The sequence below is a fragment of the Telluria sp. RT2P19 genome (assembly GCF_059685725.1).
The window spans coordinates 64,112-83,558 of record NZ_JCASIL010000011.1; the positions used below are offsets into that span (position 1 = coordinate 64,112).

A 19,447-nucleotide genomic window follows, 5' to 3' on the forward strand; every position below is an offset into this window, starting at 1 on the left:
CACTGCTTCCAGGCTGTACGCACCAATGGAGAAATCATGAGTCACTTTCTGGACCGCCTGAATTTTTTCGGCAAACCGAAGCAAACCTTCTCGAACGGCCATGGCCGCGTGGTCGAGGAAGACCGCACCTGGGAAAACGCCTATCGCCAGCGCTGGCAGCACGACAAGATCGTGCGCTCGACGCACGGCGTCAACTGCACCGGCTCGTGCAGCTGGAAGGTCTACGTCAAGAACGGCCTGATCACCTGGGAAACCCAGCAGACCGACTACCCGCGCACCCGTCCCGACCTGCCCAACCACGAACCGCGCGGCTGCCCGCGCGGCGCGAGCTACTCGTGGTACGTGTACTCGGCCCAGCGCGTCAAGCACCCGATGGTGCGCGGCCGCCTGATGCAACTGTGGCGCGAGGCGCGCACGACCATGGATCCGGTCCAGGCCTGGGCCTGGGTCAGCCAGGACCCGGAACGGGCGCGCAGCTATAAATCGATCCGCGGCCAGGGCGGCTTCGTGCGCGCCAAGTGGGATGAGGTCAACGAGATGATCGCCGCCGCCAACGCCTACACGATCGAGGAATACGGACCGGACCGCATCATCGGCTTCTCGCCGATCCCCGCCATGTCGATGGTGAGCTATGCCGCCGGCACCCGCTACCTGAGCCTGATCGGCGGCGTGGCCATGAGCTTCTACGACTGGTACTGCGACCTGCCGCCGGCCAGCCCGCAAGTCTGGGGCGAACAGACCGACGTGCCGGAATCGGCCGACTGGTACAACTCGACCTACCTGATGGTATGGGGCTCCAACGTGCCGATGACCCGCACCCCGGACGCCCACTTCTATACCGAGGTGCGCTACAAGGGCACCAAGACCGTGGCCGTGTCGTCGGACTTCGGCGAGATGGCCAAGTTCGGCGACATCTGGCTGGCGCCGAAACAGGGCACCGACGCCGCGCTGGCGATGGCCATGGGCCACGTCATCATGAAGGAATACCACGCCACCGGCAAGTCAAGCTATTTCAACGAGTACGCCAAGCAGTACACCGACTTCCCCATGCTGGTCATGCTCAAGGAAAAGGACGGCCTCTTGGTGCCGGACTACTTCCTGCGCGCCTCGCACCTGGCCAACAACCTGGATGAGACCAATAACCCCGAGTGGAAAACCCTGGTGCTCGACGCGGCCAGCGGCAGGATCGTGGCCCCGAGCGGCTCGATCGGCTTCCGCTGGGGCGAGACCGGCAAGTGGAACCTGGAGCAGAAGGACGGCAGCTCGCGCGCCGCCATCGATCCGCAGCTGTCGCTGCTGGGTAGCCACGACGCCATCGTCACGGTCGGCTTCCCCTACTTCGGCGGCAAGGACGCCGAGGATCTCCTGGAACGCAAGGTGCCGGTCAGGAAGGTCACGCTGGCCGAGGGCACCGAAGCCCTGGCCACCACGGTATTCGACCTGTCGATGGCCAACTACGGCGTCGACCGCGGCATCTGCCCCAACACGCCGAAGAGCTACGACGACGACCTGCCCTATACCCCGGCATGGCAGGTCAAGCATACCGGCGTCAAGGCGCTTGATGTGATCACCGTGGCGCGCGAGTTCGCCGACAATGCCGACCGCACCCGCGGCAAGTCGATGGTGATCGTGGGCGCGGCCCTGAACCACTGGTATCACATGGACATGACCTACCGCGGCATCATCAATATGCTGATGATGTGCGGCTGCATCGGCCAGAGCGGCGGCGGCTGGTCGCACTACGTGGGCCAGGAAAAGCTGCGCCCGCAGACCGGCTGGACCCCGCTGGCTTTCGCGCTCGACTGGAATCGTCCGTCGCGCCAGATGAATTCGACCTCGTTCTTTTACGCGCACACCAGCCAGTGGCGCCACGAGAAGCTCAATACGTCCGAGATCCTGTGCCCGACCGCCGACGGCGAACGTGCCGAGATGTCCCTGCTCGACTACAACGCCAAGGCCGAGCGCATGGGCTGGCTGCCGTCGGCGCCGCAGCTCGAGACCAATCCACTCGACGTGGTCCGGGCCGCCGAACGCGCCGGCGAGGATCCGGTCCAGTACGCCGTCGACCAGATCAAGGCCGGCAAGCTGAACCTGTCGTGCGACGATCCGGACAATCCGAAGAACTTCCCGCGCAATATGTTCGTGTGGCGCTCCAACATCCTGGGCAGCTCGGGCAAGGGTCACGAATACTTCCTGAAGTACCTGCTCGGCACCCAGAACGCCCTGATGAGCGACGAAGACGATTGCGTCAAGCCACGCGACGTCAAGGTGCGTCCGGCCGCCGAAGGAAAACTCGACCTGCTGGTGGTGCTCGACTTCCGCATGTCGACCACCTGCCTGTACGGCGACATCGTGCTGCCGACCGCCACCTGGTACGAGAAGGACGACCTGAACACCTCGGACATGCACCCCTTCATCCATCCACTGTCGGAGGCCGTGCAGCCGCTGTGGGAATCGAAGTCGGACTGGGAAATCTACAAAGGCATCGCCGCCAAGTTCTCCGAGATCGGCGGCGACCACCTGGGCACCCGCAAGGACCTGGTGCTCACGCCGTTGATGCACGACACCCCGGGCGAACTGGGCCAGCCCTTCGATCCGAAGGACTGGCGCGCCGGCGAGTGCGAACCGATTCCGGGCAAGACCATGCCGAGCATGACCGTGGTCGAACGCAATTACAGCGACGTCTATAAAAAGTTCACCTCGGTCGGCCCCTTGCTCGAGAAAGTCGGCAACGGCGGCAAGGGCATCGGCTGGAAGACCGGTCATGAGGTCGACGTCCTGCGCGGCATCAACCGCACGGTGCTGGCGGACGGCGTCTCGAAGGGCCAGCCGCGCCTGGACACCGCGATCGACGCCGCCGAGATGATCCTGTCGCTGGCGCCCGAGACCAATGGCCACGTCGCGGTCAAGGCCTGGGATGCGCTCTCGAAAATGACCGGGCGCGATCATACCCACCTGGCGATCCCGCGCGAGCATGACAGCATCCGTTTCCGCGACATCCAGGCGCAGCCGCGCAAGATCATTTCCTCGCCCACCTGGTCGGGCCTGGAAAGCGAAGAAGTCAGCTACAACGCCTGCTATACCAATGTGCATGAACTGATCCCGTGGCGCACCCTCACCGGCCGCCAGCAGTTCTACCAGGACCACGCCTGGATGCGCGACTTCGGCGAAGGCCTGTGCGTGTACAAGGCCGCGATCGACACCAAGACCACCGACGCGCTGCTGGGCGCCCGTCCGAACGGCAACAAGGAGATCGCGCTGAACTTCATCACGCCGCACCAGAAATGGGGCATCCACTCGACCTATTCGGACAATATGCGGATGCTGACGCTGTCGCGCGGCGGCCCCCACGTGTGGCTGTCGGAGATCGACGCCAGGAACGCCGGGATCGAGGACAACGACTGGATCGAGGTGTTCAACGTCAACGGCACGCTGACCGCGCGCGCCGTGGTGAGCCAGCGCGTGCCCGAGGGCATGACCATGATGTACCACGCCCAGGAAAAGATCGTGAACGTGCCGGGCGCCGAAACCTCGAAGAAACGCGGCGGCATCCACAACTCGGTCACCCGCGCCGTGACCAAGCCGACCCATATGATCGGCGGCTACGCCCAGCTCTCGTATGGCTTCAACTATTACGGCACGGTCGGTTCCAACCGGGACGAATTCGTCCTGGTGCGCAAGATGCGCGATGTGGAATGGATGGAAGGCCCACGTGACGAATCGCGTCCGAATGGCGATCCGGGTATCCGTGGCGGCAACCAGCCGGCCGGCGCGGTGCGCGCCGTGAACGCCGTCGTCGCATCGAAACCCAGTGAGACGCAAGAACCAGTGATGGCGTCCGTCGCCGTCAAGGGCGCTTGAGAATAACAGGAGTCAAACATGAAGATCAGAGCACAAATCGGGATGGTGCTGAACCTGGACAAATGCATCGGTTGCCACACCTGTTCGGTGACCTGCAAGAACGTCTGGACCAGCCGCGACGGCGTCGAATACGCCTGGTTCAACAATGTCGAAACCAAGCCCGGCATCGGTTATCCGAAGGAATGGGAAAACCAGGACAAGTGGAATGGCGGCTGGAAGCGCAACACCGCGGGCAAGATCGAGCCGCGCCAGGGCTCGCGCCTGAAAATCCTGGCCAATATCTTCGCCAATCCCAACCTGCCGGCGATCGACGAGTACTACGAGCCGTTCACCTACGACTACGAGCGCCTGCAGAACGCGCCCCTGAGCGAAACGCCGCCGACCGCCAGGCCGGTGTCGGTCCTGACCGGCAAGAAGATGGACAAGATCGAGTGGGGCCCGAACTGGGAAGATGACCTGGGCGGCGAATTCGCCAAGCGCAGCAAGGACAAGCTGTTCGACAATGTGCAGAAAGAGATGTACTCGACCTTCGAGAACACCTTCATGATGTACCTGCCGCGCCTGTGCGAGCATTGCCTCAATCCGGCGTGCGTGGCCTCTTGCCCATCCGGCTCGGTCTACAAGCGCGAGGACGACGGCATCGTGCTGATCGACCAGGACAAGTGCCGCGGCTGGCGCATGTGCATCTCGGGCTGCCCGTACAAGAAGATCTACTACAACTGGTCGTCGGGCAAGGCCGAGAAGTGCACCTTCTGCTATCCCCGCATCGAGGCCGGCCAGCCGACGGTGTGCTCCGAAACCTGCGTTGGCCGCATCCGCTACCTCGGCGTGCTGCTGTACGACGCCGACAAGATCGAGGCCGCCGCCTCGGTGGCCGACGAACAGGACCTGTACGAATCGCAGCTCGGCCTGTTCCTCGATCCGCATGATCCCGAGGTAATCGCCGAAGCACGGCGCCAGGGCATCCCGGACGCGTGGCTGGAGTCGGCCAGGCGCTCGCCGGTGTACAAGATGGCGGTCGAGTGGAAGATCGCCTTCCCGCTGCACCCCGAATACCGCACGCTGCCGATGGTGTGGTACATCCCGCCGCTGTCGCCGATCCAGGCCGCGGCCGAAAGCGGCAAGATGGGCATGAACGGCATCCTGCCCGATACCCGCAGCCTGCGCATCCCGGTGCGCTACCTCGCCAACCTGCTCACCGCCGGCAAGGAAGCGCCGATCGTCCATGCGCTGGACCGCATGCTGGCCATGCGCGCCTATATGCGCGCAGAAACAGTCAACGGCGCGGTGGACGAGAACGACCTGAAGGTGCTGGGCCAGGTCGGCCTGTCGCAGGAAGTGGTCGAAGACATGTACCACATCATGGCGATCGCCAACTACGAAGACCGGTTCGTGATCCCGAGCAGCCACAAGGAGATGGCCGAGGACAGCTTCAACGACAAGGGTTCGTGCGGCTTTTCATTCGGGAACGGTTGTTCGGACGGCGTCAGCGACGCCTCGCTGTTCGGCAAGCGCAAACAAGGCTCGACCCACTTCGTCTCGATGCCCAGGTCGCGCAAGAAAAAAGAAACCGAGCAGGCCTGATACAGGGGAACATCATGAAACACTACCGCATCCTTTCCGCCTTGCTGCTCTACCCCGAACCGGAGCTGGTCGCCGCCCTGTCCGAGATGGAAGCCGTCCTCGATGCCCGGCCCGGCATGCACGCCGCCCTGCGCCCTCTGCTGAACCACCTGGCGCAGGAAGACCTGATCACGCTGCAGCAGTATTACGTGCAGACGTTCGACCGCACGCCCTCGCACTCGCTGCACCTGTTCGAGCATATCCACGGCGAGTCGCGCGACCGCGGCCAGGCCATGGTCGACCTGATGGAAGAGTACAAGAAGCATGGCCTGCAGATGGAAGGCGACGAGTTGCCCGACTTCGTGCCGCTGTTCCTGGAATTCCTGTCGCAGCTCGGGGGCGAGGACAAGGCCGGCCCACTGCTGGGCGACGCCGTGCACGTGCTGGCCCATATCGGCAACAAGCTGGCCGCCAACGGCAACGTCTACGCCTGCGTGTTCGACGTGCTCGAGCAACTGAGCCCGGTGCAGGCCGAGGCATTGAGCGAGCCGCCCATCAAGGACATGGACGAGGCGCTCGAGACGTTCGGCCCTGGGGTCGATGGCGTAGAACCGCTGCTCAAGCACGCGTCCGGCGGCGCCCAGCCCATCAACTTCTACCCCAAGGCCGCGGTTCGCGCCGCCGCCTGACACGACCGAGGAGAACCACCATGGACTACTTGAACCAATTGCTATTCGGGATCTATCCCTATATCGCGCTGTCGATCTTCCTGCTGGGCAGCCTGATTCGCTTCGACCGCGAGCAATACAGCTGGAAATCCGAATCGACCCAGGTGCTGCACCGCGGCAGCCTGCGCTGGGGTTCCGCCCTATTCCACATCGGCGTCATCGGCCTGCTGTTCGGCCATGCCGTCGGCCTGCTCACCCCGGTCTGGGTATGGGACACCATGGGGATCGCCCACGGCGCCAAGCAGATCTTCGCCATGGCCGCCGGCGGCGTGATGGGGCTGATCTGCCTGGTCGGCATCACCATGCTGCTGGTGCGCCGCTTTACCAGCGACCGCCTGCGCCGCGTCACCACCTTCAAGGACAAGGTCGTGCTGCTGTGGATCCTGGCCACGCTGCTGCTCGGCCTGGGCTCGATCTTCACCTCGCTCGACCACCTCGATGGCGAGACCATGGTCAGCCTGATGCGCTGGGCCCAGCACATCGTGACCTTCCGCGGCGGCGCCGCCGCCTACATCGTCGAGGCGCCGGTGGTGTTCAAGCTGCACCTGTTCATGGGCATGTCGCTGTTCGTGATCTTCCCGTTCACACGCCTGGTGCACGTGTGGAGCGGTTTCGGCGCCCTGTCCTACCTGGGCCGCGCCTTCCAGCTGGTCCGTCCACGTTAAGCGCATCGACAGGAGAACATCACCATGGGACTCTCGGTCAACGGCGTCGACATCGACGACCATGTCATCGAACGCGAGATGACATACCACCAACAGGCGGCGAACCCGCTCAAGCAGTCGGTGCACGAGGTGGTACTGCGCACCCTGCTGCTGCAGGAAGCCGACCGCCTCGGCCTGTGCATGCTGGGCGAGGATGAAGACGCGTGCATCGAAGCGCTGCTGGAAAGCGAAGTGAACGTGCCGCAGGCCGACGCTGCTGCCTGCGCCCGCTTCTACGCCGCCAATCCACGGCAATTCACCAGCGGCGAAATGGTCGAGGCGCGCCACATCCTGTTCCAGGTGACGCCCAACGCCCCTCTCGAACTGCTGCGCGAGACGGCCGATTCGGTGCTGGCGGCGCTCAGGACGGCGCCGGAACACTTCGAGGCCCTGGCGCGCCAGTACTCGAATTGCCCGTCGGGCGCCGTCGGTGGCAGCCTGGGCCAGCTGGCGCGCGGCCAGTGCGTGCCGGAATTCGACGATGTCGTGTTTCGCCTGGCGCAAGGTCAACTGGCCGAACGCCCGGTCGAGACCCGTTTCGGCCTGCACCTCGTGCAAGTGCTGCGCCGGGTCGAAGGCCGCCCGATCCCGTTCGAGGCGGTGCGCGACCGGATTGCCGAATATCTGACGTCGGCCGCCTGGCAACGCGGCGTGCACCAGTACCTGCAGTTGCTGGTCGGTCGCGCCGACGTCCAGGGCGTCACGCTCGAGGGCGCGGCCTCGCCGCTGGTGCAGTGAAGGGATGGGCCTGACCATGCAGATCACCGACTTCAACGACTTCCTCTCGGCGGCCCGCGCCCAGGGCGAACCGCAACGGCTGCTGTTCGTCTTCGCCGCGCGCGAACTGCCGCTCAACCATACGCCAGGCCAGAAGAAGCGCTTCGAGGCCGGCCGGGGCGGCGCGCTGGCGCCCGTGATGTGCGTCGACAAGGCGGTCGACGACCTGCCCGACTTCGCGACGCTGGCGCAAGAGTCGCGGCAGACCGGCCAGCCATGGGACCTGGCCTTCGTCGCCGCCCTGCCCGGCGTGGACGGCGCCCTGCCCGCTGCCGCTGCGGTCGACCGCGCGCTCAAGATGATGATCGACGCCGTGCATCGCGGCGCCATCGAGCGCTTCCTGGCGTTCGATCGCCGTGGCCAGGTGATGCGGCTGTCCTAGTACTTGAACCAGTTCAATGCGCCCGGGCCCTGCGGTGGCTATCGTCATCGCACGCTCCACGGCCCTGCATTGTTCATGCCATCCACACCGGCCGGCTCACCCACTACCACCCGCCCATCCATGGAACTGGTCTGCCCCGCCGGCAGCCTGCACGCCCTCAAGGCCGCGGTCGACAACGGCGCCGACTGCGTCTACCCCGGCTTTCGCCACGCCACCAATGCCGCAACTTCGCCGGCCTGAATTTCGGCGAAGACGCCATGCGCCAGGGCATCGACGAGGCCCACCGGCGCGTTCGCAAGGTCCTCCTGGCGCGCCGCCATCGACCGCGCGGCAAGCTTCGGCACCGACGCGGTCATCCTGGCCGATCCGGGCCTGATGGAATACGCGGCGCGGGTGCATCGGCCTGCGCCTGCACCTAGCGGTGCAGGGCTCGGCACCAGGCTGGGTCTACAACCTGGTGGACCAGGCCGACACGACGCGCGCCATGGGCGTGGACATGGTGCGCCTGAGTCCACAGTCGACCAGTATGTCCGCCATCGTCGCGCTGGCGCGCACCGTCGTTGATGACGCCATCGCCCCGGACGAAGCAGCCGCGCGCATGGCGCCCCTGATGCCGGCCGCGGCCTGCGACAGTTTCCGGCATGGCAGGCCCGGACTCGAACGGCGCGCCGCCTGCCCTCCCACGACAAGTCCTGCCACGCCCCCTTGAATCCCATCCCCTGCCCGCCCCAGTCAGGCGCCTGCTGTCGCTGCTGCCGGCCGCTCCCGGTTCGCGCCTGTTCGCCACCGCGCTCAACCTGGCGCTGCTGCGCCACCTGTCCGGCGACGCGGGCGCCGCCCTGCGCTTCAAGCGCCTGCGTATGGCCCCGCCGGATCTCAGCATCAGCGCAAGCCTGCATGATTTCGCGCAGCCGGCCGCGCGCAGGGAAGACCGGGACGCCCTGTTCTTCAGCTGCCGCCTGCTGATGGAAGGCGACCGAGCGGGACTCATGGTCGAGAGCACCCTCGACGCGATCGACGGTCCGGTGTTCGACCCGGCCTGGCTGGCGCCGCGCAGGATGCTGGCGTCAGTCGCCACGCGCCGTCCCCGCTGAAAGAGCAGCATGGATGAATCAGCCTTCCCTCTCGTGTACTCGTGCCCGGGCTGCTCGAGCGCACGGGCGTGGCCGAGATGTCGTGCATCGCCGGCATCGGCGGCGACGTCAAGCCGCTCCTCACGCTGGCGAAATACGGCTGCCCGCTGTTGTGCGCGCGTAGCTGGCTGGCTGGCGCGCCACGGCATCGAGCCGGACCTGCACTGGCAACTGGCCGAGCATGGCGTCAAGAAGCGCTTCCACCATGACGTCGATCCGGACCAGACGCGCACGATGACGGCACTGAGCGCACAGGATATCCGTACCTTCGCCGCCGGCCTCACCGGCTCCACGGTCGAGGATTCTTGAACCGGTTCAAGGCGCCGCCTGCCCGAAGCGCGGATAGTGGTCGACTACAGCGACCCCACCAACCGGATCGAGCGATCCAAGAGAACCGATGAACGCAAAAGACCACCTGTTTACCGCGGCCATGCCTCCACAAGAGGTATCGATCGACGTCCTGCGCGAGAAATACGCGCGCGGCCTGGAAACCACGATCGAGGAAGTGCGCGTCCGCGTGGCCCATGCGCTGGCAAGCCAGGAACCCCAGGCCCTGCGCGCCGAAATGGAGCAACGTTTCCTGTGGGCCCAGGAACACGGCTTCGTGCCGGCCGGCCGCATCAACTCCGCCGCCGGCCTCGGCATCAAGGCCACCCTGATGAACTGCTTCGTGCAGCCGGTGGGCGACTCGATCACCGGCGAGGACGACGGCCTGCCCGGCATCTACACGGCGGTGGCGGAGGCTGCCGAGACCATGCGCCGCGGCGGCGGCGTCGGCTACGACTTCAGCCCGATCCGCCCGGCCGGCAGTGCGGTCAAGGGCACCCATTCGCGCGCTTCCGGCCCGGTGTCCTACATGGAGGTGTTCGACGCGTCCTGCCGCACGGTCGAATCGGCCGGCGCCCGCCGCGGCGCCCAGATGGGCGTGCTGCGCATCGACCATCCCGACATCGAGCGCTTCATCGCCGCCAAGGACGGCGGGGCCTTCAGCAATTTCAACCTGTCGGTCGGCGTCACCGACGCCTTCATGCAGGCGGTGCTGGCCGACGAACAGGTCGAGCTGGTGCACCGCGCCGCCCCCGCCCAGGACACGATCGACGCCGGGGCCTCCCGGCGCGGCGACGGCCTGTGGGTGTATCGCCGCGTGCCGGCACGCGCGCTGTGGGACAAGGTGATCGCATCGACCTACGACCACGCCGAGCCGGGCGTGCTGTTCATCGACCGCATGAACCAGGAAAACAACCTGTACTGGTGCGAGCGGCTGGCGGCCACCAATCCCTGCGGCGAGCAGCCGCTGCCGCCGTACGGCTGCTGCGACCTGGGCTCGCTCAACCTGACCCGCTTCGTGAGCCAGCCCTTCACGCCCGGCGCCGCCTTCGATTTCGACACCATGCGCGAAGTGGCGGCGATCGGCGTGCGCATGCTCGACCTGGCGCTCGACGCCAACCAGTGGCCGCTGCCGCAGCAGGCCGAAGAAGGCGCCAACAAGCGCCGCATCGGCCTGGGCTTCATGGGCCTGGGCAGCGCCCTGGTGATGCTCGGCCTGCGCTACGACGCGCCGGAAGGCCGCGCCATGGCCGCCTGCATCGCGCGCGAACTGCGCAACGCGGCCTATGCGGCCTCGATCGCGCTGGCGCGCGAAAAGGGGCCGTTTCCGCTGTTCGACGCCGAGCGCTACCTGGCCGGCCAGTTCGTCGGCCGCCTGCCCGAAGCGCTGCGCGAGGACATCGCGCGCCACGGCATCCGCAACTCTCATCTGCTATCGGTCGCGCCGACCGGCACCATCTCGCTGGCTTTCGCCGACAATGCCTCGAACGGCATCGAGCCGGCGTTCTCCTGGGCCTACCAGCGCAGGAAACGCATGCCGGACGATACCCTCCGTACCTACGAGGTGGCGGATCACGCCTGGCGGCTGTACCGCCACCTGGGCCACCAGATGGACCAGGGCGAGGCGCTGCCACCGCAATTCGTCACCGCGCTCGAGATGTCGGCGCTCGACCACCTGCGCATGATGGAATCGGTGCAGCCCTACATCGACACCGCGATCTCGAAGACCGTCAACGTGCCGGCAGACTACCCCTACGCCGACTTCAAGGACCTGTACACCGAGGCCTGGCGCGCCGGACTGAAGGGGCTGGCCACCTACCGCCCGAACGGCGTCACCGGCAGCGTGCTGAGCGTCGCCACGCGGGCGCCCGAATCGGCGCCGACGCAAGGCATGGCGCCGTCCGAATCCGACCCGCTGCGCAAGCGCTTCGAATCGCGGCCGCTGGGCGAGCTGGAGTCGCTCACCTGCAAGGTCGAGTACACCACCCAGGAGGGCAAGAAGGCGGTCTATCTCACCATCAGCTTCCTGCGCGTGGAGGGAGTGCGGGACGGCCGGCAGGTAGCCATCGAGCGGCCCTTCGAATTCTTCATGCCGGCCAACCAGCGCAGCGACGGCCACCAGTGGATCACCTCGACCATGCGCCTGCTGTCGCTGGCGGCGCGCGCCGGCAGCCCGGTGGCCAAGGCCCTGGCCGACATGCGCGAAGTGGTATGGGAAAAAGGACCGGTACGCTGCGGCCACCTGACCCGCGAGGATGGCGTCCAGGTGCCGGTCTACCACGACTCGGAAGTGGCGGCGATCGCCTTCATGCTGCAGCGGATGCTGATACGGCGTGGTTTCCTGGACGCCCAGGGCAACCAGGTGCCGGTCGAACAGCTCGACCGGGTGCTCGCCGCGCGTGCGGCCAACCATGGCGAACATGCGGCGCCGGCCGAGGTGGAGGCGGTTGCGCCCGAACCGCGCGCGGGCGCCGCCGCCAAGTGTCCGGAATGCGGCGCCCGCGCCATGCAGAAAATCGACGGCTGCGCGCATTGCGCCGAATGCCACTACATCGGCAGCTGCGGCTGAGCGGCTGCATTCACCCCGAAGGAGCACCCATGGAACATCATCTGCAACTCGACGCCGCGCTCGACCGGCCCGGCGCCGACCATATCCTGTACCGGCTGCGCGCGCTTCCTGGAGTAAAGGCGGCCGAGGCCAATGCCGGCGCCAGCCAGGTGTGGGTACGGTATGACGCCGACCTGACCTCGTCGCGCGAGATCGACATCACGGCCACGCGCGCCGGCTTCCCGGTGCGCCAGGCGCGCGCCGACGGCTGTTGCGGCGGCTGCGGCGGCTGCGGCGGTGGCTGACGCCGTCGACAACTAGATGCTGCTCAGGTAATCCGCCGCGTCCGGCTTCGGGCGCGGCGGCTTTTCCATCGCCGCCGTGCCCAGGCCGATGAAGCAGATCGCGCGCTCATGCGGTTCCAGGCTTAGAAGGCGGCGCATGCCCGGCACGTCCATGGCGGCGCCGCTGGCCAGCCCGGTCGCGAAACCCTCGGCCCCGGCCGCGAGCAGCAGGTTCTGGAGCGCGCAGCCGAGCGACACCAGTTTTTCGGCCACCGGGATTGTCTTGGCCCCCCCATCGTCCTTCAGCACCGCCACCAGCAGGCAGGGCGCGCGCAGGGCCTTGTCGCGCGCCGTGGCCAGCGCTTCCTCGCCGCAGCCGGGATCGCGCTCGGCCAGGGCCTCGGCGAACACGGCGCCCAGGTCGCCACGCCGTGCCTGCGGGATCAGCACGAAGCGCCATGGCCGCAGCAGGCCGTGGTCGGGCGCATGCGCGGCCGCTTCGACGATACGGTCGAGCGTTGCGCAGTCGGGCCCGGGCGGGTGCAGGCGCCGCAGCGTGAAATTGCGGCGCGCCGCCACAAGGGTCAGGAAATCGCCGTCGGCGGCTGGTTGGTGGTTGTTCATGCGCGCAGTATAACGAGGGCGGGGCGACCCTGCAGGCGCCGTGCGGCCTAGTTCGATTGGATGGACCGGGACGGCGTGCCTTCGCCAAAAGGACGAGAACACGGCAAGCGGCCCGCGGCTTGCTTAACATGGAGCAAGATTAGCGACGCGGTATCAGGTCCATTCCCGCCGCATGTATTCAACGAACAGCCATGTCGGGACACCAGGCTCATCGATACCAGCGATCGTTTCCCAGCATGATCTCGTGGTGCCCTCGTCCGGCCGGCATCATCGGGAAGCAGTTCTCGGCCTGCTCCACCACGACATCGAGCAGGAAAGGCCGGTTCGACGCCAGGCAGGCATCCATGCCCGCTGCCAGCTCGGCCCCGTGCTCGACCCTGCACGCGTCCCACCCGAAGGCGCGCGCCAGCGCCACGAAATCAGGCAAGGCTTCGGAATAGCTGTGGCTATAGCGGGCACCGTGGTGCAGTTGCTGCCACTGGCGCACCATGCCCATGCAGCCGTTGTTCGACAAGACCAGCTTGACCGGGCAGCGGTGCTGCACCGCGGTCGACAGCTCCTGGATATTCATCAGCACCGAGGCGTCGCCGCTCACGCACACGACCAGCGCATCGGGATGGGCGACCTGGGCGCCGATCGCGGCCGGCAGCCCATACCCCATGGTGCCGGCGCCGCCGGAGGTCAACCAGCGCCGCGGGGCCTCGAAGCCCAGGTATTGCGCGGCCCACATCTGGTGCTGGCCGACATCGGTGGAGACGATGGCATTCCGCCCTGCCAGGCGTGAGGCCAGCGTGGACATCAGCTGTTGCGGCACGATCGTCGCATCCGGCGCGGCGAAGTCCAGGCAGCGCGCGGCGCGCCAGGTCTCGATCGTGCGCCACCAATCCCCCAGCAAGGCTGGATCGGCGCGCAGGCCGCCGAGCCGGTCCAGCAGGCCGCGCAGCACAACGCCGCAATCGCCGCGCAGCCCGACGTCGGCCGGCACTACCTTCCCGATCGAGCTCGGGTCGATGTCGACGTGGACGATCTTCGCGTCCGGACAGAAATCGGCCAGCCGTCCCGTCACCCGGTCGTCGAAGCGCGCCCCGACGCACACGACCAGGTCGGCGCCATGCATCGCCAGGTTCGCCTCCAGCGTGCCGTGCATGCCCAGCATGCCGAGCCAGCGCCGGTCCGAGGCCGGGAAGGCCCCGAGTCCCATCAGGGTCAGCGTGCACGGCGCATCCTTCCAGCGCACCAGGCGCGTGAAGGCGGCGCAGGCGTCGAGGCCCGCGTTGATCAAGCCGCCGCCGCCATAGAACACGGGGCGCCGTGCCTGGCCGATGAGAAGCGCGGCGGCGTCCAGGCCATCGAGATCGTCGCTCGCGGCGCGCAGCCGGGGGGCCGGCTTGACCTGGCGTTTGAAGTCGGCGGCGTCCACGGCGCGCGCCTGGATATCCTTGGGCACGTCGACCAGCACCGGGCCGGGCCTTCCCTCGGTGGCCTCGAGCACCGCGCGCCGGACCATGGCCGCGATGTCGCGCGTGGCCCGGATCTGCGTATTCCACTTGGTGACCGTGCGCGAAATGCCCAGCGCGTCGCACTCCTGGAAGGCATTGGTGCCGATCGACGTGGTCGCGACCTGGCCGCTGATGCACAGGACGGGAATCGAATCGCTCAGGGCGTCGAGGAGGCCCGAGGTGGTGTTGGCGATGCCCGGCCCGGAGGTCACGAACACGACACCCAGCCGGCCAGTGGAGCGCGCGTAGCCTTGGGCGGCATGGACGGCGGCCTGCTCGTGGCGTACCAGCACGTGGCGCAGCCGCCCGTCCTGGGCCAGCGCATCGTACAAGGGCAGCACCGCGCCGCCGGGATAGCCGAACACGGTGTCGACGCCGCAGGCGACCAGGGTGTCGAGCAGCAAGCCGGCGCCGGTGAGCGCGACCTGGCCGGGCGAAGAGAGGAATTCGGGATGTGGTTTCATGTCTTGAAGTCTAGCGAGGAAAGACCTGAAAGTGCTTCATGTTTTCCGCTAGAATAGGCCGATTACCTGAAGGATTTTCACCAAAAATGACTTCTGACAAAAAATCTTTCGATGCAACCGATCTGGCGATTCTCGGCATCCTGCTGCGTGACTCGCGCACGCCGCTGCAGGAGATCAGCGCCGCCGTCGGCCTGTCGACCACCTCGTGCTGGAACCGGATCAAGCGCATGACCGACTGCGGCGCGCTGCAGGGCTATACGGTCAAGGTCGACCTGCCGAGCCTGGGATACCACGACACGCTGATCGTCCAGGTCACCCTGGACAGCCACAGCGAAGAGACACTGTATGAATTCGGGCGCGCGCTCGAGTCGATTCCCGAGGTGCTCGAAGCTTCGCTCATCTCGGGCGACTACGACTATTTCCTGCGCATCGCCGTCAAGGATACGCGCGACTACGAACGCCTGCTGCGCGAACGCCTGTACAAGATCCCCGGCATCCGCCACAGCAAGTCGAGCTTCGTGCTGCGCACCCTGAAGAAAGTCGATACGCCCTTGATCGGCTAACGGCCAAGCGCCATGCCCAGCTTGACCGCAGCCGCGACATTGCGCGCGGTGCACTGCAGATTGACTTGCGCGCCGGCCAGCACCTCGGCCACCGTCCCTGCCTTCATGACGGTACTGAAGGTCGCCGCGATGCCGTGCGCGTGCACCGCGCTGGCGTCGTGCGCCAGGCAGCCGCCAATGGCGATCACCGGCTTGCCGTGGCGCTGGGCCACGCGCGCCACGCCGATCGGCGTCTTGCCGTTGACGGTCTGGCTGTCGATGCGGCCCTCGCCGGTGACCACCAGGTCGGCGTCGCGTACCGTCTCGTCGAGGCCCACCGCATCGGCCACGATCTCGCTGCCGGGCCGCAGGCGCCCGTTCAGGAACACCAGCATGGCCGCGGCGATGCCGCCGCCGGCGCCGGCGCCCTGAACCTCGGCCACATCCTGGGCCAGGTCGCGCGCGATCAGGTCCGCGTAATGGCGCAGGTTGGCGTCGAGCTGCCGCACCATCTCGGGCGTCGCGCCCTTCTGCGGCCCGAAGATCGCGGACGCGCCCCTGGGGCCGACCAGCGGATTGCTGACGTCGCAGGCCACCTCGAACACGCAATCCGTGATGCGCGGGTCGAGCCCGGACACATCGATCCGCGCCAGCCGCGCCAGCGCGCCGCCGCCGGGCGCCAGCTGCGCGCCGTGGGCGTCGAACAGGCCGACTCCCAGCGCCTGCAACATGCCTGCCCCGCCATCGTTGGTGGCGCTGCCGCCCACGCCCAGGATGAAGCGGCGCGCGCCGGCGTCCAGCGCGGCGCGGATCAGGTCTCCGGTGCCGCGGCTGGTGGCGAGCAGCGGATCGCGCTCTTCCGGGGCCACCAGTTCAAGTCCGCTGGCGGCGGCCATCTCGATCACGGCGGTCGACTCGTCGCCGGTCAGGCCATAGAAGGCCTCGACCGGCCGGCCCAGCGGACCGGTCGCCTGCAGTTGCACGAGGCGACCGTTGGTGGCCGCGATCATGGCCTCGACGGTGCCTTCGCCGCCATCGGCCACCGGCACTTTCACGTAGCAGGCGTCAGGAAAGACTTCGCGAAAGCCGGCCTCGATGGCGCTCGCGGCTTCCAGCGCCGACAGGCTTTCCTTGAACGAATCGGGCGCGATGACGATTTTCATGGTGTTCCCTTCTCAACGATTGACCAGCCGCGCCGGCACGACCAGCACCAGCATGGCGCCGACGAACAGCACGGTCGACAGGATGTACAGCGCGACGTCGGTGCTGCCGGTGGCGTCCTTGATCCATCCGACCAGGAAGGGGCTGACAAAGCCGGCCACCTGGCCCATCGAATTGATCAGGGCCAGGCCGCCGGCGGCGGCCGCGCTGCCGAGGAAGGCAGCCGGCAGCGGCCAGAACATCGGCAGGCCGGTCAGCGCGCCCATCGTCGCCAGGCTCAGGCCCACCAGCACGATCACGGCGTTGTCCGAGAAATTCGCGGCCAGCAGCAGGCCGGCCAGCGCCATCAGGAGCGGCGCCGACAGGTGCCAGCGGCGTTCGCGCCGGCGGTCGGCCGAGCGGCCCACCAGCACCATGAACACGCCCGCGAACAGGTAGGGGATGGCGCTGAGCCAGCCGACCGTGGTCGCGTTCTCGAAGCCGAGCGACTTGATGATCGACGGCAGCCAGAAGTTGATCGCATACACGCCCATCTGGATGCTGAAGTAGATAAAGCCCAGCATCCACACATGCCAGTCGCGCAGCACAGCGCCGAAGGAATGCACCGCGTGCGCGCCCGTCGAACGCTGCTGCTCGTCCTGGTCGAGCGCGTCCTGCATCGCCGTCTTCTCTTCGCTCGTCAGCCAGCCGGCCTGCCCGATACCGTCGTTCAGGTAGAAGAACACGGCCAGGCCCAGGACCACGGTCGGCAGGCCTTGCAGCAGGAACAGCCACTGCCAGCCGTCCATGCCGCCCTGGCCGTGGGCGAAGTGGCTCAGCATCCAGCCCGACAGCGGGCCGCCGATCAGGCCCGAAACAGGAATGGCCGACATGAACAGCGCCATCACCTGGCCGCGCTTGTAGGCCGGGAACCACTTGGTGAAGTACAGGACCATGCCGGGGAAGAAGCCGGCTTCGGCCACGCCGGTAAAGAAGCGCAGCACATAGAATTCGGTGGGGGTACCCACGAACAGCATGCAGGCCGACAGCGCGCCCCAGGCCATCATCATGATCGCGATCCAGCGCCGCGCGCCGAGCCGGTGCAGGATCAGGTTGCTCGGCACCCCGAAGGTCACGTAGCCGACGAAAAAGATGCCGGCGCCCAGGCCGTACACGGTTTCGCTGAGCTGGAGCGCATCGAGCATCTCGAGCTTGGCGAAGCCGACGTTGACGCGGTCCAGATAGTTGAACAGGTAGCAGACGAAGATGAAGGGAATCAGGCGCCAGGTGGCCTTGCGGTAGGCGCCGTCCAACAGGATCGAGCCGCCGGCGCCGCCCTGGATGCCGGATGTGCTTGCGGTGGTGCTCATGCTGTCTCCGAGTCGTAATAGGTGATCTACCCAGATTATCGGCCAAACAAGGGAGTTCCAGCGTCGGCGACACGCACAAGCGGCAGGTCGGATTGGCGGCTTTTTTCGTGCATGTTCACAAGAGGCGCGCTGTTTAGTGAGGATCGGCTACCTCGCCAGGGCGGGTTTTGTGCATAATCACAAGGTCTGCCCACCCGCCACCCACACCCATGCACATCCTCGACACCCGGCTCGCCCAGGAAATCGTCACCCGCACCATGCGGATCATCCCGTTCAACGTCAATGTGATGGATGCGAACGGCGTGATCCTCGCCAGCGGCAACGCCGAGCGGGTCGGCGAGCTGCACGCGGGCGCCCTGCTCGCGCTGGCCAAGAAGCTGGCGGTCGAGATCGACGCGGCGGCGGCGCACAAGCTGCACGGCGCCCAGCCGGGCACCAACCTGCCGCTGTGCGTCGGCGGCCAGGTGTGCGGCGCGGTGGGCCTCTCCGGCAGGCCGGACGAGGTACGCCAGTTCGGTGAGCTGGTACGCCTGACGGCCGAGATGATCCTCGAGCAGGCGGCGCTGGCGGTCGAGTTGCAGAACAACTCGCGCTACCGCGAGGCCTTCGTGCTGAACCTGATCCGCTACGAGGCCGCGCACCGGCCCGAGCTCGAAGGCTGGGCGCGCCGCCTGGGCCTGGACCTCGAGCGCATGCAGCTGGTGTTCCTGCTCGAGCTGCAGCCCGAGCCGGGCGGCGCCGCGCACGCCCTGCACGACATCCAGCGCCTGCAGATGCGCCTGCTGGCGCGGCGCGAGGATGCGCTGACGGCCACCGTCGGCCCGTCCGAGATGGTGCTGCTCGATTCCTGGGAACCGGCGCGCAAGGGCTTTGAAAGCACGCCGCAGCGGCGCCTGGAAGCACTGGCCCAGCTGGTGCGCGACGAATGCGAGCTGCCGTTCACGCTCGCGATGGGCATCGCCCTGCCCGGCCTGGAGGGCGCCGCCATCTCTTACCAGAGCGCGCGCAGCGCCAGTCGGCTCGGTCGCCTGCGCACGCCGCGCCAGCAGGTGTTCAGCTATTACGACCTGGCGCTGCCGGTGCTGCTCTCTGGCCTGGACAGCGGCTGGCAGGCACACCAGCTGCGCATGCCGATCGCGCGGCTGGCGGGCGACAAGAGCCGCGCCATGCTGCGCGCCACCCTCGATACCTGGTTCGCCCAGAACGAGAACTCGGCCGCCACCGCGGCTTGCCTCGGCATCCACCGCAACACGCTCGACTACCGCCTGCGCCGCATCGGCGAACTGACGGGGCTCGACCTGGCGCGCAGCGAGGACAAGCTTCTGCTGTATGTGTCGGCGCTACTCAGTCCCGGCTGACTCCCGCTTCGGCCACGCCGGTCGGGAAGCGCGGCACATGGAACCCGAGCGGCGTGGTCACGCACGGCATGCAGCGCGCTGCATGCCGGCGGTGGCGGCTAGCGTGCCTGCCGCTTGCGCTTCCAGGCGCGCCAGGTCATGGC

General features: G+C 67.1%; 17 protein-coding genes and 1 pseudogene. 14 read left to right on the plus strand and 4 right to left on the minus strand.

The annotated features are described in order from the left end of the window. The first annotated feature begins 36 nt into the window (after positions 1–36). The 12 genes and pseudogenes from AC56KW_RS14870 to AC56KW_RS14925 all read left to right on the plus strand — a co-directional run bounded on the left by AC56KW_RS14870 (position 37) and on the right by AC56KW_RS14925 (position 12,328). The gene (locus AC56KW_RS14870; protein WP_497171461.1) at positions 37–3,861 is read left to right on the plus strand and encodes a nitrate reductase subunit alpha; all 3,825 of its coding nucleotides are present in this window, start codon (positions 37–39) and stop codon (positions 3,859–3,861) included. 18 nt (positions 3,862–3,879) lie between these two features. Next, positions 3,880–5,445 carry a nitrate reductase subunit beta gene (gene narH, locus AC56KW_RS14875; protein ID WP_497171462.1) on the plus strand — a complete coding sequence of 522 codons (1,566 nt, stop codon included), beginning with the start codon at positions 3,880–3,882 and terminating at the stop codon, positions 5,443–5,445. 14 nt (positions 5,446–5,459) lie between these two features. Next, entirely contained in the window at positions 5,460–6,113 is a 654-nt protein-coding gene (narJ, locus tag AC56KW_RS14880; RefSeq protein ID WP_497171463.1) for a nitrate reductase molybdenum cofactor assembly chaperone, read from the plus strand. Between the two features lie 20 nt (positions 6,114–6,133). Then, positions 6,134–6,817 (plus strand): respiratory nitrate reductase subunit gamma, encoded by a 684-nt coding sequence (narI, locus tag AC56KW_RS14885; protein WP_497171464.1) that lies wholly within the window; start codon positions 6,134–6,136, stop codon positions 6,815–6,817. A 24-nt stretch (positions 6,818–6,841) separates the two neighbouring features. Next, positions 6,842–7,594, plus strand: coding sequence for a peptidylprolyl isomerase (locus AC56KW_RS14890; protein WP_497171465.1), 753 nt, complete (start codon positions 6,842–6,844; stop codon positions 7,592–7,594). Positions 7,595–7,598: 4 nt separating this feature from the next. Next, the gene (locus AC56KW_RS14895; protein WP_497171466.1) at positions 7,599–8,015 is read left to right on the plus strand and encodes a hypothetical protein; all 417 of its coding nucleotides are present in this window, start codon (positions 7,599–7,601) and stop codon (positions 8,013–8,015) included. A 120-nt stretch (positions 8,016–8,135) separates the two neighbouring features. Beyond that, positions 8,136–8,451, plus strand: a pseudogene (locus tag AC56KW_RS14900) (peptidase U32 family protein); the annotation flags it as partial. Continuing rightward, positions 8,437–8,724 carry a hypothetical protein gene (locus tag AC56KW_RS14905; RefSeq protein ID WP_497171575.1) on the plus strand — a complete coding sequence of 96 codons (288 nt, stop codon included), beginning with the start codon at positions 8,437–8,439 and terminating at the stop codon, positions 8,722–8,724. The pseudogene AC56KW_RS14900 and the gene AC56KW_RS14905, both read left to right, overlap by 15 nt. Beyond that, positions 8,657–9,109 (plus strand): ubiquinone anaerobic biosynthesis accessory factor UbiT, encoded by a 453-nt coding sequence (ubiT, locus tag AC56KW_RS14910; protein WP_497171467.1) that lies wholly within the window; start codon positions 8,657–8,659, stop codon positions 9,107–9,109. The genes AC56KW_RS14905 and ubiT overlap by 68 nt, the downstream gene beginning before the upstream one ends. 9 nt (positions 9,110–9,118) lie before the next feature. Continuing rightward, entirely contained in the window at positions 9,119–9,457 is a 339-nt protein-coding gene (locus tag AC56KW_RS14915; protein ID WP_497171468.1) for a hypothetical protein, read from the plus strand. A gap of 88 nt (positions 9,458–9,545) precedes the next feature. After that, a complete protein-coding gene (locus AC56KW_RS14920) occupies positions 9,546–12,044 on the plus strand; it encodes an adenosylcobalamin-dependent ribonucleoside-diphosphate reductase (protein ID WP_497171469.1) in 2,499 nt (832 codons plus the stop codon). Between the two features lie 29 nt (positions 12,045–12,073). Continuing rightward, positions 12,074–12,328: a hypothetical protein gene (locus AC56KW_RS14925; protein WP_497171470.1), complete on the plus strand. Its 255-nt coding sequence runs from the start codon at positions 12,074–12,076 to the stop codon at positions 12,326–12,328. A gap of 12 nt (positions 12,329–12,340) precedes the next feature. Here AC56KW_RS14925 and AC56KW_RS14930 read toward each other — a convergent pair whose 3' ends face one another. Continuing rightward, the gene (locus AC56KW_RS14930; RefSeq protein ID WP_497171471.1) at positions 12,341–12,931 is read right to left on the minus strand and encodes a nitroreductase family protein; all 591 of its coding nucleotides are present in this window, start codon (positions 12,929–12,931) and stop codon (positions 12,341–12,343) included. Positions 12,932–13,139: 208 nt separating this feature from the next. Further along, entirely contained in the window at positions 13,140–14,894 is a 1,755-nt protein-coding gene (ilvB, locus tag AC56KW_RS14935) for a biosynthetic-type acetolactate synthase large subunit (RefSeq protein ID WP_497171472.1), read from the minus strand. Between the two features lie 86 nt (positions 14,895–14,980). On the opposite strand from ilvB, the gene AC56KW_RS14940 reads away from it, so the two are divergent. Continuing rightward, positions 14,981–15,457, plus strand: a complete 477-nt coding sequence (locus AC56KW_RS14940) for an Lrp/AsnC family transcriptional regulator (RefSeq protein WP_497171473.1) — start codon at positions 14,981–14,983, stop codon at positions 15,455–15,457. On the opposite strand, the gene AC56KW_RS14945 is transcribed toward AC56KW_RS14940, so the two are convergent. Beyond that, on the minus strand, positions 15,454–16,599 hold the full coding sequence (locus AC56KW_RS14945) for a glycerate kinase (RefSeq protein WP_497171474.1): 1,146 nt from the start codon (positions 16,597–16,599) through the stop codon (positions 15,454–15,456). The two genes, AC56KW_RS14940 and AC56KW_RS14945, sit on opposite strands and share 4 nt — an antisense overlap. Before the next feature lie 12 nt (positions 16,600–16,611). Beyond that, complete coding sequence (locus AC56KW_RS14950) at positions 16,612–17,946, minus strand: MFS transporter (protein WP_497171475.1); 1,335 nt, start codon at positions 17,944–17,946, stop codon at positions 16,612–16,614. Positions 17,947–18,155: 209 nt separating this feature from the next. Between AC56KW_RS14950 and AC56KW_RS14955 the strand changes: the two genes are divergently transcribed. Continuing rightward, positions 18,156–19,304 carry a sugar diacid recognition domain-containing protein gene (locus AC56KW_RS14955; RefSeq protein ID WP_497171476.1) on the plus strand — a complete coding sequence of 383 codons (1,149 nt, stop codon included), beginning with the start codon at positions 18,156–18,158 and terminating at the stop codon, positions 19,302–19,304. The last annotated feature ends 143 nt before the right edge of the window (positions 19,305–19,447 follow it).